This window comes from Butyrivibrio sp. AC2005 (assembly GCF_000424145.1).
Classification (GTDB): Bacteria; Bacillota; Clostridia; order Lachnospirales; family Lachnospiraceae; genus Butyrivibrio.
In genome coordinates, this window is record NZ_KE384138.1 from 281,734 (window position 1) to 299,053 (window position 17,320).

The window sequence follows — 17,320 nt, forward strand, 5'->3', positions numbered from 1 at the left end:
CCTTTGGGAAAGGCATTATATTGTTCTTACCCCTTTTGGGGAAGGCATTATATTGTTCTTACCCCTTTTGGGAAAGGCATTATATTGTTCTTACCCCTTTTGGGGAAGGCATTATATTGTTCTTACCCCTTTTGGGAAAGGCATTATATTGTTCTTACCCCTTTTGGGAAAGGCATTATATTGTTCTTACCCTTTTGGGAAAGGCATTATATTGTTCTTGCCCCTTAAGAAAAAGATTTCGGATGATATTATTCATATTTTATCTGAGCGCGCCTGCGATGTCTTCCTTCATATCAAGAACTGCTGCTCTTGCTGCTTCTCCGAGGAGTTCCTTTGAAGGATCCGCGAATTTTTCATTTTTCCATGCGGCTATTATTCCTCTTGAGGAATTAACAATTGCTCCGAGTCCGTCCTTGTCAAAGAAATGAACCAGGTCAGAGCCCTTACCACCCTGTGCTCCGTAGCCGGGAACAAGGATAAATGCGTGGGGCATGATATCACGAAGTACCTTACCCATCTCAGGATAGGTGGCTCCTACTACCGCACCGACATTACTGTAGGATCCGTCCATTGATTCCTGTCCCCAGGTTTCAACCAGCTCTCCTACTGTCTCATAGAGTGGCTTACCATCTGCGATCTTATCCTGAAGCTCACCACTGCTGGGATTTGAAGTTTTTACAAGGACGAATATTCCCTTGTCAAATTCATTACATACATTTATGAAGGGCTTTACTCCATCTGAGCCAAGATATGGATTGACTGTTGCAAAGTCTGCATCAAAGCCTTTTACAAGTGTATCGCCAACCTTGGATGCTCCGAGATGAGCAACTGCATAGGACTCTGAGGTTGAGCCTATGTCTCCCCTTTTCACATCAGCGATAACAAGGAGTCCCTTTTCATGACAATAATCTATGGTCTTCTTGTAAGCAATAAGGCCCGGCAGTCCATACTGCTCGTACATTGCAACCTGAGGCTTAACTGCAGGAACAAGGTCATAGATATGATCAACTATTTCCTTATTGAATTCGAAAAAGCTCCAAGCCACAGCCTCGGCTGTCTGCCCGTACTCTGAAAAGGCCTTATCAAGGATCCTTTTAGGAATGAAATCGGTCTTAGGATCAAGACCTACAACAATAGGTGCTTCTGTCTTTTTGATTCCGTCAATCAATCTTTTTATCATGGGGTTCTCCTTGTGAAAAATATTCAGTTACATTCCACGATAGTATACATGATTTTTATATGTAAGTTAAGATTGATTTTATCATTTTTTATCATCAAAAAAATCATCTATGCTGCTTATGAGCTTTGCCTTGGGCATGGTCTTAAGAAGATACTTCTCAGGCCTTAGTGCCGCAACGGAAACCACGCTCTCCTTGTCACTCTTGGAGGTGAGGAACATTACGGGTAAATTCTTTAGCTCATCGCTTTTTCTTATCTGCACAAGAACCTGCGGTCCGTCCATCTGAGGCATCATATAATCAAGAAGGACCAGGTCAACATCATTGCTCTGTAAAAAATTCAAGGCAATTTTACCTGAGCTTGCCATATAGACTCTGTATTTTACCGAAAGCCAGGTCTTTATCATTCTGAGCATTGTGCCATCGTCGTCCACTACCAGAATCTTCTTTTTCTGCTCGTCTCCAAGGGCATTGCTCTGAACAACCATATCAAGCTGCTCTGCAAGCTGGTTGACATCAAGAGGTCGCAGGAAGCTCTCCGTGATTTTAATCTTGGACAAAAACTTTGCTGCATATTCCAGCTCATCGGTATTTCCCACTTCATATAGATAGAAGCGTTCCTTGTCGATGGCTTCGTCCAGATATTTCAGCTGTTCTATGCCGTTTCGCTCGGGACTTGCAGGGTCTATATCACCGAGGTAGAGAACGTACATCTCGGGCTTGTTCTCAATTGCTTTGATATCCTTTTTGGTAAATTCGCTTTTTATTACTTCATAGCCTGCATTTTCAAGTCCTTTTGCAATGGCACTTACCATGAAGCTTTTTTGTGATCCTATAAGTAGTACGCGTTTATCCATAGTATCCCCTCATCCGGCACTTCGTGCCACCTTCCCCCCTAGGGGAAGGCTATAGATTGTTTATATCCTTTTTCCCAAAGGCTTTATATTTTTTCCAAAGGCTTTATATTTTTTCTAAAGGCTTTATATTTTTTCTAAAGGAATCAGATTTTCAATAATTCCAACAATCCGTCTCTGTCTACTGCTGCCAGGAGTCGTTTTATCTCCCTGTAGGTACTCTTGAAGTCATCCGGCATCCGGTAATCATCCATCATGGAAACTACATCATCTGCACTGTCAAAATAGGATCCTTCCACAAATTCCCTAAGGCTCGTCAGGGCGCCCTTTAGTTCCTCCGGTTCTATCAGAGGTTTGTTCATATCCTCCTCTGTATCACCTTCCGCCACTTCGATAAGTGACTTGAAAAAATCCAGATATCGTTTGTAATTTTCAAGCAGCTCAGGTGTGCGTCTCTCAATTTCATCTATGTCCTTCTTAAGTCCACACTGTTCAAGGTACGCCGCCAGATTGGAAAGCTCCGCGGCACCTATTGCCCGTGCTGAACTCTTAAGTCCGTGGACATAGGTAGTATAGTTCTCATAATCCTCGTAGTGCCAGGAATCCTCAATGGATTTGGCATTGGACTCTATTGCAAGAGCAAAGTTGGTAGCAACGTCTTTTAATGCAGCAGGACCTCCACAATTTTTGCAACCCGCTTCGTAATCGATGCCATCAAGGTTGGCAACCATTCCGATCGCTTCAAGCTCATCTGCTCCAATTGCCTCAGCTTCCATAACAGCGTCAAAGCCTTCATCCTCAGGCCTTATTACCAGCTCCGGAGGAAGAGCCTTCAATATGGCATCCTCAAGCTTAGCTGAATCTATCGGCTTTGGAAGATATCCTTCGAAGCCTTCCTTTAGGTACAACTCCCTTGCACCGCTTATTACATTGGCTGTAAGTGCATATATCGGCACGTCCTTGTTTAAGTTTTCATCAAGATCCTTCATGGCGCGTAGCGTCTCTACACCGTCCATCTTGGGCATTCTGTGATCCAGGAAAATTATGTTGTACTTATTTTCACATACCTTTTCAAGTGCCTCAAAGCCACTCTCTGCAATGTCCACCTTAATCTGTGTCTGCTTCAAAAGTCCCTGGACTACCGTCAGGTTGGCAATGGTGTCATCCACAACAAGTATACGTGCTTCCGGTGCGTGGAAGGCCTCATGGTAAGTCTCCTGTCCAAGCAGTGATTCTTCATAAGTAGCAGCGAAATCGCCCATAGGCGTTCTGCTTATAACTTTCTGTTTTATCGAAAATGAAAACTCACTGCCCTTTCCGTATTCACTACTGACAAGCAACCTTGAATCCATAAGCGCAAGGAGCTGCTTTACAATGTTCATTCCAAGCCCCGTGCCCTCTATAGTACGGTTCCTGTTTTCCTCTATGCGCTCAAAGGGAGCAAAGAGTTTATCCATATCCTCCTTGCGGATTCCGATTCCCGTATCCTTCACCCTGAATCTGAGGAGTATATTTTCATCATCAAGTTCCTTGTAATCGATGCTTATCGTAACGCTGCCTTCATTGGTATATTTGATGGCATTTGTAATGACATTCATAGCGCACTGCTTTATGCGGATTTCATCTCCCATGAGCATGCAGGGAATGTCAGTTGATATGTTGGTTTTCAGCTCCAGATTCTTGCCCTTCATACGCATGTAAGCCGTATTCACAAGATCATTTATCATCGAACTAAGGTCATACTCAACCGGAATTATCTCCGTTTTTCCTGCTTCTATTCTTGAAAAATCAAGAATATCATTTACAAGACCAAGAAGGAGCTTTCCTGAGCTGCTGACGTTGGAGGCATACTTTATTATCTCCGGATCCTTACTTTCCCTGAGTATCATTTCATTAAATCCGAGCATGGCATTTATAGGTGTTCTTATCTCATGCGACATACTCGAGAGGAAATTGTTCTTTGCCTCGTTTGCAAGTTGCTGGGACCTGAGCTCATCCGCAAGTGATTTCTGTGCCTGTATCATTTTGATATAGTTCACCATGGTCTCAGCTGTTTGGGTAAAATTGGTATACATATACTCAATTTCATCATTGGTGTGAATATCCAGTTCGCGAAGCTGCTCCAGATTTTCATCCATTCCCTTGGCACCCTTGTCATAGAATGCCTGTATAGAATCAGCCAGCTTCATTATAGGTCTCGCTATTCTGTACTGCGCGTACTGGTTTGCAATCAAACTTAACGGAATGACCACTATCAGAATAAGCAGGATAAGCTTGGTATCGAAAATAAGCGTGTCATTGTTTAATTCAAGCCTTATATATCCCGGAGTCTTAGCTGCCTCAATCTTACTTACTTCCTGCTCCAGCACTATGATATTTGTCATAGTACTCCAGTCGATTTCATCAGTTATACTCCTGACTTCCTCATTGACGTCCGTATCAACCGAATTTTTAATAGTAGGTATCAGGGTGTTGGCATATATAGCCGCTGTCAGTCCAAGAGCTATTGACAGCACAAAAATAATCTGTGCCACTATCTGGCTAAGTTTACTTTTCCTGATATCCGCCATTTTTCTTGTAAGCGAATCTATATCACTTCTGTAATATACTCCGCTGAAAAACAGAGCCTTAACACTGTCAGGCATTTTGGCATAAACGACGTAGATTATGACAACTGCCACAAAAGCTTCAGGCATCTCGTTTATGAAATAGAAAAAAGAGCGCGTGGGCATAAACTCTTTGAACCCGCGTCCTGCAAGAATTCCCAGGCATCCGCCCCATACACTCCCATATAAAAACATGTAAAACAGCATGACCATAAGCGCTGTTCTTTTCTTTTTAAAAAACTCACTCATGGTGAAGTAATGAGTAGCAGCTGCTCCTACAATATATATACCGGTAACAAATGCAAGCTCTTTGTTTATTGACGTCTTAACCGCAAAAAGAACAAAGCATGACAAAATTGAGGGAATAACTCCCTCAAAAGCAGTAAGTACAATCAGGGGTGAAAACTTGAAAAGATAAACAGATACATACTGCCATTTGGTCAGAATATCCCCATTATCTATATGCAGGTTATTTTTGATTGTGATTGTTGTAGTAAATATAAACAATGCTATCAGAACAATAATTCTGATATAAAACTGTTTATCACGCTTACGGTTCATGTCTTTAACCTCTTTATCACAAGAGTGTATTGCCTGTTATTGTTTATACATCATTCCCATTCCTTTTCCGGCATTTTTTGCAGCACAAAGTGCGGTATCAGCTTTTCTGTACAGGTCATGGTATCCCCTGCCCTGATCAGGATGTATTACATATCCTGCTGAAACAGTAAAAGTAATCCTGTCTTTATGGAAGCCTACCTTAAAGATATTATCGCAGAGCTCGGAAATCCTGCTTTCAAGATTACTCATCTCCACATTTTCAATAAAAATCAGGAACTCATCCTGATCGATATGGCAAACTATTCCATCTCTTCCGAAGATTTCATCAAGCTTTGCCGATATACGCCTAAGGACCTCATCTCCCGCAAAGCTTCCGTATTTGTCATTGATTGTCCTGAAGTTATCAATATCCGCCATAATAAGCGCAGACTTACCATTCTGATGTCTGTAAAGTCTGTTTCTTATAAGCGGCACAGCTGTATGTCTGTTGTAAAGTCCTGTGAGAGAATCCCTCTCAGCCATCTGTCTCACAAGATCCTTGGATCTCTTGTACTCATCAATATCAAAGGACAGGAAATATGCAATAATATCCCCATCTTCCTCCAAAATCTGATAGATGGTGTGAGTCCATCTCGGTGCCATTTTTATATCAACGATCCGGTGGAATTCAAAATCATCAAAGGTTATTCCACTGTGATACGCAAGTATGAGTCTGTCTTTATTAAAAAATTCCAATGCAATGCTATGCTCGTCAGCTATGACAGATTTTTCAACGATTTCATCTATCATGGCACTGTAGGATTCCTTTTTGTGATAGGACTTATCAAGGATCTTGCGCTTGCTGCTAAGATGTACTCTCAGAAGCTCATCCCTGGACAGGTTGGCAACTATGAAGAAGGAATGCTTCTGGAACTGAGAGTATGAGTTGTATTCAAGGAGCGATACAAAGCCTCTTGCCGCAAGGCTCAGATACACAGGAGATTCCGACATAAATATTTCATCGTCCTCTATACCTGTGCGGTCCTCTTCCTCCTCTTCCTCCTTTTCTTCCTCTTCCTTCTTAAGCTCAATTATGTTTTTCCCATAATCAAGCGCTGCATTATCCTCTGTCTCTGCCTTTTGTGCAGGAGAACCTTTTTCCTTGTCCTCATCAAGATAGTCGAGGCACTCTTCCTTGGTCATTGGTCTTCCAAAGAAGTATCCCTGAGCCTTCTCACAGCCCACGCGCTTAAGGAAATCCCAGGCTTCAAGCGTCTCAACACCTTCTGCCAGTGTCTGTATTCCAATCTCCTCAGCCATGTTTATAACGTTCTCCCAAATGGCTGTCTCTCTGGGATTAGAACCGAAATTCTGCAAAAACTTCATGTCGAATTTAAGTACGTCAAATTCATAATCCTTCAACAGATTAAGAGATGAATATCCTGCTCCGAAATCATCCATCCAAACCTGATATCCGCCACGTCTGAATTTATCGATAGTCCCCCTGAGGACATCCTGATTGTCGTCCATGGCACTCTCAGTAACCTCAATGTGAATGAGGCTTTTAGGAATGTTGGATATTTTAACCGCATCATTAACCACGCGGTACATGTCTCTCTGATGAAAATCTGTACGTGATAAATTTATTGAAACAGGGTGTGGCTTTAATCCCTGATCCATAAATTCCCTGATATCCTCGCACACCTGTCTGACCACAAAGGCATCAAGCTTGTAAATAAGATGTGCATCCTCTAAGATAGGTATGAAAACTCCGGGCATAAGAAATCCGTGAATAGGATCAACCCAACGCGCAAGCGCCTCGAATCCGCAGACTCTTCCTGTAATTACTCTTACAACAGGCTGATAATAAACCTGTATGTATCCTTTGAGAACTGCTTCGCTTATGTTATGAATAATGTAATGAGCAAGGTCAAGCTGATTTCCCAGTTCCTGGTCATAATATCTGAAATTATAGTCGTAGTTTTTCTTAATACTGTTGCAGGCAATCCTTGCCTTGTCACAGGCTATACTTATATCCGTGTCGTCGGGCTCAAGCTCATATATTCCGGCTCTCAGTTCTATACCCGCATCCGGATTATAGCTGTGTACACGTCTCTCCAGATCATCAATTCTGGCTTCTATGCTGTTAAAGGATGACAGCGCAACGAAATGGTCATCGGAAAATCTGGCAACAATAAGCTCCGGGAATATCTTCTGAATATGTTTAGCCATATTCTGCAGAAACCTATCCCCAGCCTCAAATCCATATCTGGAATTGTAGTTTTTGAAATTCTGCACATCAAAATAGATGATGGCGAATTCTCTTTCACTCTTTTTCCTCTCATCCATCAACTTCTGTGCATCTTTTCTGAAAGAATACAGATTTGGCAAACCTGTCAGCTGGTCAATCTCTTCATTTCTTAGCATAATTTCCTCACAAGAAACTATATCGTTCCTATTAATTCACAGTTCTTACAGCAAAGTACTGATTATTCTTGTTTATGATCACAGGTGCTGTACTGAATACTTCATCACCTATATAGCATCTGTCCTTCTGTTCATCACATTCAAAGGTTCTTCCGTCAGGGTCATTTTTTATGACCTCCTCAAGAGCCTGACTTAAGGTCTCATCAGGCTGGCACAAATACATTTTCATTTACTCCTCCTGCTATTATTGGCAATTATAATCTAATGCTATTCTACAACGAAATATCCCCTAAAAAAGGTTTTTTATTGTTTTTTAAGGAACTGTTCAGAAATCAGTCTTAAAACTAAAAAGCTCCCGCAGAAAATAACTGCGGGAGTGTAAAACAAAACAATAATTTATGCAAATTTGAATACCTTCTTTTTAAGGAACATGCCTACAGCAGTAATTGTAGGGCCAAGAAGAAATACCATAAGGATTGTACAGATCTCAAGTCGTCCGCCAAAAAGGAGACCGATCAAAACCACTGTTCCGTCAAAGGCAATGCGCACAAACTTAAACGGTACTTTCTTAAATACCAGATTGCTGAGTATATTTGGAATCGCATCGTAAGGGGCAACTCCCATATCTGCATTCATATAAAATGATGCTGCTACAACAAAGCAAAGAAGCGCAACTATAAACACAGCTGCTCTGTAGGGCCACTGTTCAAAAACAAACCTTGGAATGGTCTTACTCCAAACCCATCTGCAGAAATCAGAAATGTATCCGATAAATACCATATTGGCAATTGTTCCGGGTCCTATCTGATGGCGATCAAATAATACGACAAATACAAAAAGTACCAGGTTCAGTAACACCTGCCAGGTTCCGAAAAGAATGCCGAGACGCCCTGAAATTGTAAGATTCATAAATGTGCAGGGATCAGTCCCAAGACTTACCTCGATAAGAAATGAAAGGAAGAATCCCATAAGAGCTACACCCAGAGCCATTATGATGAATTTCTTTTTAAAGCCTTCCTGATGAAAATATTTGTCAATCTTTTTCCCGATATTCATATATATATAAACCTCCCGGAATAAATCATTCTTAGATTTGTTCAAAAACGCAACACACCTATTTTGATTTATTTCGAGAGGTTTGTAAAGACAATTTATTTAATTCTCTTCTTCAGTTTTTGTATCTGTATCAGCCTTATTCTCTTCTTCACTCTTCTCGAGCGTCTTATCTATCAGGTCCTCACAGGTTATGAGTCTGATATCATCAGCGGTAGGCTTCTCCATTCCTGCAATTCTTCTTGCCTGATTGGTTACGATTTCCTCGAAGAGGTTACGTATTTCACGGGCGTTGGCAAAGTTCTCAAGGCGGGTGAGTTTTCGCTGGTTTATCATCTCACGAATATGCTTCTTGGCATCCTCTTCAAGCTCATACTCGTATTTGTTCAGGTTCATGTTGAAGATTTCCTCAAGCTCATCCACGGAATAATCCGGGAATTCAATGTACTTGTTGAAACGGGACTTAAGTCCGGGATTGGAGTTTATGAACTTCTCCATAGGCTCTGTGTAGCCTGCAACAATGACAACCAGGTCGTCTCTGTGATCCTCCATCGCCTTAAGGATTGTGTCTATTGCTTCCTGACCGAAGGCATCATTTTCCTGAGAGAGCGCATATGCCTCATCTATGAAAAGTACACCGCCAAGTGCCTGATTTATCTTTTCCTGGGTCTTAAGAGCTGTCTGACCAACATAACCTGCCACAAGTCCCGAGCGGTCTACCTCAATAAGCTGTCCCTTTGAAAGGACACCAATCTGTTTGTAGATTCTTGAAATGATACGGGCAACGGTTGTCTTACCTGTTCCGGGATTACCTGTAAATACGAGATGAAGTGAAACCGGAACGGACTTCATTCCCTCGTCTTTTCTAAGCTTCTGAACCTTGGCAAAATCCGTAAGTTCCCTGACATCGTGCTTAATTGATGTAAGTCCGATAAGTGCGTTTAAATCATCCATGGGATCTGTCTCAGGTTCCTTTGGCTTTTCCTCCTGCTCAGGTACCTTCTCCCCGGTTGCTGTCTGAGTCGGCAGCGGAGCCTTAGGCTTATTGGCATTTTCGAAAAGAGCGCGGGCTTCATTTAAGGCTTCATCTGCACTTACACGACTCTGTTCATCATTTGAAAGCTGCTCTATTTTGTCAGGAACAGGTCCTGTTATATCCTTGCCTTCTTTTATTTTTTTGAAATCCTCGCTAACCTTTTTCTCTATTTCTTTTCCCTTGTCAGGATCATCAAAGACCGGAGGTTTACCATCTCCGCCTGATCCGGGGCCAAAAAAATCATTGTACATGTTACCTAAATAGTTGTCCGACATTATTAATGCTCCTTGATTTAGTCTTAATTATATAGATGCCTCAAGCAGTCTCCTGCCTGAGGCATTTAGGAAATTCATATTACTTGTACCAGTTTGATACATCACAACGGTTTGCTACACCATATCCTGTTGCATTTGAAGTATACTGCCATGCGAACTTACTTCCGCCATATCCGCAATATCCACGGTAATCAGCAACCCATACGGAGAAAGGAAGCTGAGACATATCAACTCTGTTATACAGCCAGCTTGTAGAACCGTAAACACCTGCGGGAACTCCACGAGCCTGAAGCTGTGCACAGGCAGCTCTTACAGCTGTTGTTCTGTCTCCCTTGCTTAAGTTGTCTGATCTTCCGTTACCGGTTCCACTGCTCTCAGTATCGATAAATACAGGCATTGCAATGTTCATTCCCGCAAGCTCATTAGCGATCCAGTTACCCTCTTCAGCACCCTCAGCTGCATTTACAGCTGTTGTAAAGAAGTATACTGAGAAAGGAATTCCATGCTGCTGACAGTTATATACATTACTTCTGAACTTGATGTCCTCCTGAAGTGTTCCATTAGTATATCCTCTGTAGCCCACTCGGATAATTACGCCATCGCAGCTATTCTTAAGCTGTTGCCAGTTGTTTACAGTATTATGGCTTGAAATATCCACCAGCTTACCCGTGTTATATGTAAGGGAAGAGATTCCGGATGAGCCGTTATTCTCTGAATCGTCAGGATTCTTGACCTTCATGGTACATTTTGCAGTAATGCCGTTTGAACCTCCCTTACAGTATATCTGGCAGGTTCCGTAACCCGTAATCGTTACCAGTCCTCTGTTATTTACTTCTGCAACACTATCATCAGTTGTGCCCCAAAGAAGCGGAATATCTGTATGTTTCTTAGGCTTTACTTTTGCTTCCAGCTGGAACGTCTTTCCAATCTTCTTAAAGTTCTTGCTTGTCTCATTAAGCTTAATGCTTTTTACCTTGACCGTTTTACCGACTGTCATGTGGATAACGTAAGGAACGCCATCCTTTTTATTGGTTACAGTGATATCACACTTGCCTGCTTTTAATGTGGTAACAAGTCCCTTCGCAGAAACCTTCGCTACTTTTTTATTGGATGATCTGAATTTGAAATTCGACTTGTTCTTGTTTGTGTTGACTTCATCACCGTATCTCGTCACACCGATAACAAATTTCATGCCTGTCATTACACGTACGCTTTCGGACTGTACATCCTCAGGATTAGCCACTGTAGCACCTGTAGTGGCAGCTGCAGATGACGCTGTAGCTGATGCCGATGATGCACTATTATCGACTTCATCGATTGAAATCTCTTTGGTGTAAACACCTGAATATTTCAGTGCAGCCGCATTTGCATGAAATGCAGGCATAGCCATAGCTATAACAGCAGCGGAAAAAAGACCCGCGATTATACTTTTTTTGATTTTCATGGAAAATACCCCCGAACTAACAAAACTTCTACATCAAATTAAGTATAACATATGAGGTTTTGCTATGCCATATAATCAGGGTGAAAAAAAATCGCGCAAGAATTCTGAGTTTCTTTTAAAGAACACAGAATTCTTGCGCAGTTTTAAAACACGTAGTCAAATCTTTCTTGCCTTAAGTTCAGGATGCTCAGCATAGAAAGCTTCCTTATCCCTATACATTTCAAGATCAGCATTTCTCATGGCTATACGTATATCATCGCCATTCCCCGAGTAATGTGAACCGATGGACATGGTAATTTCTGCGGGATATGAAGTCTTTTTTCGTAAGTGTTCTATTTTTTCATAGAAACTATCCTCTGAATCCTTCGTACAGAAAACTGTAAACTCATCTCCACCTGCTCTGTAAATCTCATCTGCACCGAATACCGAAGAGATGATTGACGCTGCAGTCCAAAGCATCTGGTCTCCGGCCTCGTGACCGTGTTTGTCATTAACATATTTTAATCCGTTCAGATCTATGAAAACCACGCCATAGGGTCTGTTTCGCAGCTCAGCATCCGAAACATAATTATCCACGCGAAGGTTCATCGCATTGCGGTTCATGACCCCGGTGAGCATATCGCGATTGCTAAGCTCCTTCATCTGCTCCATAAGCGTGTTGTTTGCAAGCTCTGCAGCCAGGAAGAATGAAGTATGTTCCAGAAGCTCTTTTATTTCAATCGTTCTGCTTGTGTCAAAATTGATAACATAAAGATATCCGATAGTTATCTTGTTTTGCATAAGTGGTACAAAGCATATGCTTTTAATACCATTTTCCATAAGTGAATCAGCCCATCCGGGATTTCTCCCTGCAAGGCTCTTCATGTCGGATTCATCAGTTATAATAAGGCAGTTGCTCTGCTCAATAGTTTTTGCCCAGGTTTTGACAACATCAGGTGGAATATTTTCTACTTCCTGCTCGCGTTCGGTCTCATCATCATATCTTGAAGTTCCGCCAATATATCTGAGTCCCTGTGTCAATTCATCGACACTTACAACGAATACGCGTTCTGCATCGCATTTTCCCAAAAGCTCATTGACCACCTCGCTCACAGCACTTTTAAAGTTGTCTGCGGTACGAAATACAGCGCAGCTCTTTATAACGGAAGTTGCTGTATTCATGGTAACATTGCCTAATCTGTCCGGATCCATTGAATCTGTAAGCTCATATAAAAAAATACAATAGCCTATATCTTCTCTGTCTGAAGTCAGTGGAATATATAGCTGATCCATCCATTTATTTATTACTTTGGCTTCAATATATGTATGAATCTGCTTATGCTTTAGTGCAGCGGTTGCGACGAAATGCTCAAATTTCCTATCCATCGGAAACAGCTCAGTATAAAGCATTCCATCATAATATATGGGAGGCAGGGAATTCCTGTAATTATCGTTAGCTGCAACAATACGCAGTTCCCCTATATCTCCATTTGGAAGCTTCTCCACCGACAATATACACGCTATTGAGTTAATCGAATTTACTACAGCTGAAAAGTCCATACACTTCACCACATAAAAAGAAATCTAAAAAAGCATTCTTTCACAAATATCATAGTTATAGCTTTACTACTATTGTATATGATATATCGTGAAAAAATGCTTAAAAGAATATAAACTTTTTCTTGATAGATTTTGCTTATTATATTTGAGTTTACACTTACAGATTTTTAATGATCAGAGCCAGTCCTGATATTATGAGAAGAACAATGACAAGTTTCTTTACCAGCTTTTCATTTAGTACTGTTGCACTTTTCATTCCGGCAAAGACACCTGCAAGCATGAATGGAACAAGACAGACAACCAGTTTTAATGAATCAGGTGTGATCAGACCAATTGTTCCATACATTATTATCCGGAAGATATTTTCAACAATAAAAATCACGCTGAGATTTGCCTTGAACTCCTCGCTTGTATTGGTGACCCGGCTCACACATGCCGCCATAAGTACACCTACCCCAAAAAGTCCGCACATGAGTCCGCCCAGAAGCCCTACTATCATGAGAACTATCTTTGAGTCCTTCATGTGTATCCTGTCGTATTCCTTAAGCATCATCTCGGTTCCCACAAGTACCACGACCACACCGAATACAATCTTGATATTGCGCGCATCAACATTTTTTAATAAAAATGCCCCCGGAATACTTCCCAGAAGGACAAGAAGAATCATGGGCAGATATATTCTTGCATCAAGTTTCTTCCTGTTTTTCCACGTTAATATGCAGTTGGAAGGGAACCCCAGTACCAGCTCCACCGGGGAAATATTCACATTGTTTACCCCAAATCCGAGTATTGTTGTAAACACCAGAGTGTTGGCAAAGCCGCATAGACCCTTAATAAAAAATGCGGCAAAGGTAGCAATAATCCACGTTATCATAGATCAATTTCACTTTCATTTTAGTTTCTTTCTTAAGCGCAACGGGTCTATGATAGAACATTTTATGCAAAAAGAAAAGCGCCGCGAAATATAAATTTCGCGACGCCATAAACTCACGCTCTTCAATAAAGTAGTGTGATCTTAAAACTTACCAGCCTTTGCAGCTTCCTCGATGGAAACGGCTGTAGAAACAGTCATACCAACCATCGGGTTGTTGCCAGCGCCGATAAGACCCATCATCTCAACGTGTGCAGGAACTGATGAAGAACCAGCGAACTGAGCATCTGAGTGCATACGACCCATAGTATCTGTCATACCGTAGGAAGCAGGACCTGCTGCCATGTTATCGGGATGAAGTGTACGTCCGGTACCACCACCTGAAGCAACTGAGAAGTACTTCTTACCAGCCTCAGTACGCTCCTTCTTGTAAGTACCAGCAACGGGATGCTGGAATCTTGTAGGATTGGTTGAGTTACCTGTGATAGATACGTCAACGTTCTCCTTCCACATGATAGCAACACCTTCCTGTACATCGTTAGCGCCGTAGCAGTTAACCTTTGCACGAGGTGAATTTGCATCCTTTGAATAGCACTTTCTGAATACTTCCTCTACCTCACCTGTGAAGTAGTTGTACTTTGTCTCTACATATGTAAAGCCGTTGATACGGGAAATGATCTGTGCAGCGTCTTTTCCAAGACCGTTAAGGATAACACGAAGAGGCTTTGTACGAACCTTGTTAGCCTTCTCTGCGATACCGATAGCACCCTCAGCAGCTGCGAATGACTCGTGACCTGCAAGGAATGCGAAGCACTCTGTATCCTCTTCAAGAAGCATCTTACCAAGGTTACCATGTCCAAGACCAACCTTACGACGGTCAGCAACAGAACCGGGGATGCAGAAAGCCTGAAGGCCGATACCGATTGCTGCAGCAGCATCAGCAGCCTTGCGGCAGTTCTTCTTGATTGCGATAGCAGCACCTACTGTGTAAGCCCACTTAGCGTTCTCAAAGCAGATAGGCTGAATGCCTTCGATGAGGCTGTATACATCAATGCCTGCTGCCATTGTAATTTCTTTACACTCTTCTATAGAAGAAATCCCATACTCCTTAAGGCAAGCCAGGATCTGGGGCTCTCTTCTTTCATATGATTCAAATAAAGCCATTATTTTTTCCTCCTTACCTTATCACTGTTTTCTGGGATCGATGAATCTTGCAGCGTCTGCTACACGGCCATACTGACCCTTAGCCTTCTCAATAGCTGTGTTTGCATCATCACCAGCCTTGATGAAGTCCATCATCTTTCCAAAGTTAACATACTTATATCCGATGATCTCGTCATTCTCATCAAGAGCAAGGTCTGTGATGTAACCATCTGTAAGCTCAAGATAACGAGGTCCCTTATCAAGTGTTCCGTATGTAGTACCAACCATTGAACGTGATCCCTTACCAAGATCCTCAAGACCGGCACCAATCTGAAGTCCATCCTCTGAGAATGCAGACTGTGTTCTACCATAAACAATCTGAAGGAACAGCTCTCTCATAGCTGTGTTGATAGCGTCACATACAAGATCAGTATTGAGCGCTTCAAGAACTGTAAGACCGGGAAGAATTTCAGCTGCCATAGCTGCTGAATGAGTCATACCGGAACATCCGATAGTCTCTACAAGTGCCTCCTGGATGACACCTTCCTTAACATTAAGGGAAAGCTTACAGCCACCCTGCTGAGGAGCACACCAGCCAATACCGTGTGTATAACCGGAAATGTCCTTAATCTCTTTGGACTGAACCCACTTAGCCTCTTCAGGAATGGGAGCAGCACCATGATGTACCCCTTGTGTTACGGGACACATATTTTTTACCTCTGTTGAGTAAATCATAAGTACCTCCTTAGAAATTTAAGATATAGTGATTTTATAGTGATGATTTTTTCAATCTATCTGCAATGGAAGATACCCTGTTATAGATGCCAAAAGGGCGCACTCTTCCCTGCTTACTACACACTACAATTGTGATACTACCAAAAATAGCTAGCATTATCAAGGTTTATCTATTCTTTTCCTTTATAAAAAATTGATAAAATATATAAGGGACTTCACCCGGATGATCTATCATCCAAAGTGACGTCCCTTATTAACGTTACAAATTTCTCCGTACTTATTATGAGAGCTTGTACTCAGTCCCTTTTATGAGAGCTTGTACTTAGCGCCTTTTGTTATCTTCTTTTTAAGAAGCTTTTTGTATGCTGTCTTGTGTTGACTGTCAGGGCAGTATACTGCGCATTTAGCGCGAACGTTCTTGAATGCATCCTTGCCAACTGTGTTAAGAACTGTTGTATTGAATCTGATTGTCTTTAATTTCTTGCAGTTGCAGAAAGCAGCCTTGCGGATTCTTGTTATATTCTTACCAACATAGAGAGTAGTCAGCTTGTTTGCTCCCTTAAAGGCATTCTTATCAATCTCAGTAACAAGATATGATATACCGTTGATTGCTACCTTATCCGGAATCTTCAAAGTCTTGGGACATGCATTTTTATCTGCAAGGCCTGTTACTGTAGCTGTACCTGTTCCATCACCCCTTACATTTGTGATCTTGTAAGTGAAGCCTTCTGACTTAGCCTGTGCATTCTTGGGAACTACTGTGGTGTAATAAACTGTAGGGGAGTAAACGCAATTTGTAACCTTAACAGTGCTTTCCAGTGCAGATCTGTAGTTCTGAATTGAGCCAAGTCTTACACGGATCTTGTTAGCAGGATATCCAAGTGCGATAAGGTCAGCATCATCTGGCTTCAATGTGTAAGACGTAACTCCACCATTACCAATCTGTCTTACTCGTGTTTCCTTTCCGTTATTAAGCTCAAGCTGGAATCCATCATATGAGCAAAGGCTGCTATATGTATTTGCCTTCTGAACATTGTTCCAGGTAAATGACATAGAACCATTGGCATTGTTTGTCATCTTGAAATCACCAGCAGGAATAAACGGAACAAACTTCACGTTCATTAAGTTGTTAACATCTATTCTCCTGTTGGAACTGTCTCCATCATATGTAGTCAGGCAAATATAATAGAATTCATTTTTGTGAAGTTCATTTGCAGGCATAACTATATCAATGATTCTTGTTCCTCCAACATCTCTGTAGCCTGAACCATTTCCTGCAACAACCTTCTTTACTACGTTTCCGTAATTATCTTTAAGCTCTGCTGTTGTCTGTGCATTTGTCTTCGTTTCGCCACTGTACACTTTAGTCTCGAAGCTCAAAAGATAAACGCCTTCGTTATTTCCTGTTTTGAACTTGTAATAATAAGGTCTGTTATCCTCAACAAACTCTTCGTAATACGATGTATTATAGTCCATGTTCTGAGCCTGTTCCTGAGTTGTGTATCCCTTTATGGGATCACCAGATTCTGCATGAACACCCATCGGAACTGCTGCTGCAAGCATCATACATGCAAGCATAGTTACTAATCTTTTTTTCATACCGTTACCTCGCTAAAAAT

At 41.7% G+C, this 17,320-nt stretch carries 13 protein-coding genes; all 13 read right to left on the reverse strand.

All coding sequences use genetic code 11. The features are described from left to right. Positions 1-259 precede the first annotated feature (259 nt). On the reverse strand, positions 260-1,180 hold the full coding sequence (pyrF, locus tag G602_RS0121300) for an orotidine-5'-phosphate decarboxylase (RefSeq protein ID WP_026660840.1): 921 nt from the start codon (positions 1,178-1,180) through the stop codon (positions 260-262). A gap of 81 nt (positions 1,181-1,261) precedes the next feature. Next, complete coding sequence (locus G602_RS0121305; protein WP_026660841.1) at positions 1,262-2,035, reverse strand: response regulator; 774 nt, start codon at positions 2,033-2,035, stop codon at positions 1,262-1,264. 143 nt (positions 2,036-2,178) lie between these two features. Continuing rightward, complete coding sequence (locus tag G602_RS29450; protein ID WP_049945389.1) at positions 2,179-5,199, reverse strand: ATP-binding protein; 3,021 nt, start codon at positions 5,197-5,199, stop codon at positions 2,179-2,181. Positions 5,200-5,235: 36 nt separating this feature from the next. Further along, the gene (locus G602_RS29455; RefSeq protein ID WP_049945390.1) at positions 5,236-7,605 is read right to left on the reverse strand and encodes an EAL domain-containing protein; all 2,370 of its coding nucleotides are present in this window, start codon (positions 7,603-7,605) and stop codon (positions 5,236-5,238) included. 31 nt (positions 7,606-7,636) lie between these two features. Further along, positions 7,637-7,834 (reverse strand): hypothetical protein, encoded by a 198-nt coding sequence (locus G602_RS0121320; RefSeq protein ID WP_026660842.1) that lies wholly within the window; start codon positions 7,832-7,834, stop codon positions 7,637-7,639. Between the two features lie 167 nt (positions 7,835-8,001). Beyond that, on the reverse strand, positions 8,002-8,661 hold the full coding sequence (locus tag G602_RS0121325) for a YczE/YyaS/YitT family protein (protein WP_044933076.1): 660 nt from the start codon (positions 8,659-8,661) through the stop codon (positions 8,002-8,004). A 99-nt stretch (positions 8,662-8,760) separates the two neighbouring features. After that, positions 8,761-9,969, reverse strand: coding sequence for an AAA family ATPase (locus tag G602_RS27890; protein WP_081676111.1), 1,209 nt, complete (start codon positions 9,967-9,969; stop codon positions 8,761-8,763). Between the two features lie 79 nt (positions 9,970-10,048). Next, positions 10,049-11,413, reverse strand: coding sequence for a GH25 family lysozyme (locus G602_RS29460; protein ID WP_026660844.1), 1,365 nt, complete (start codon positions 11,411-11,413; stop codon positions 10,049-10,051). A 156-nt stretch (positions 11,414-11,569) separates the two neighbouring features. Then, a complete protein-coding gene (locus G602_RS0121340; RefSeq protein ID WP_026660846.1) occupies positions 11,570-12,952 on the reverse strand; it encodes a sensor domain-containing diguanylate cyclase in 1,383 nt (460 codons plus the stop codon). A gap of 157 nt (positions 12,953-13,109) precedes the next feature. Then, positions 13,110-13,826 carry a sulfite exporter TauE/SafE family protein gene (locus G602_RS0121345; protein WP_026660847.1) on the reverse strand — a complete coding sequence of 239 codons (717 nt, stop codon included), beginning with the start codon at positions 13,824-13,826 and terminating at the stop codon, positions 13,110-13,112. A gap of 141 nt (positions 13,827-13,967) precedes the next feature. Next, positions 13,968-14,987, reverse strand: a complete 1,020-nt coding sequence (locus G602_RS0121350) for a GGGtGRT protein (protein ID WP_026491969.1) — start codon at positions 14,985-14,987, stop codon at positions 13,968-13,970. Between the two features lie 21 nt (positions 14,988-15,008). Beyond that, complete coding sequence (locus tag G602_RS0121355) at positions 15,009-15,701, reverse strand: iron-sulfur cluster assembly scaffold protein (RefSeq protein WP_022763478.1); 693 nt, start codon at positions 15,699-15,701, stop codon at positions 15,009-15,011. A gap of 306 nt (positions 15,702-16,007) precedes the next feature. Beyond that, entirely contained in the window at positions 16,008-17,300 is a 1,293-nt protein-coding gene (locus G602_RS0121360; RefSeq protein ID WP_026660848.1) for a leucine-rich repeat protein, read from the reverse strand. Positions 17,301-17,320: the final 20 nt, after the last annotated feature.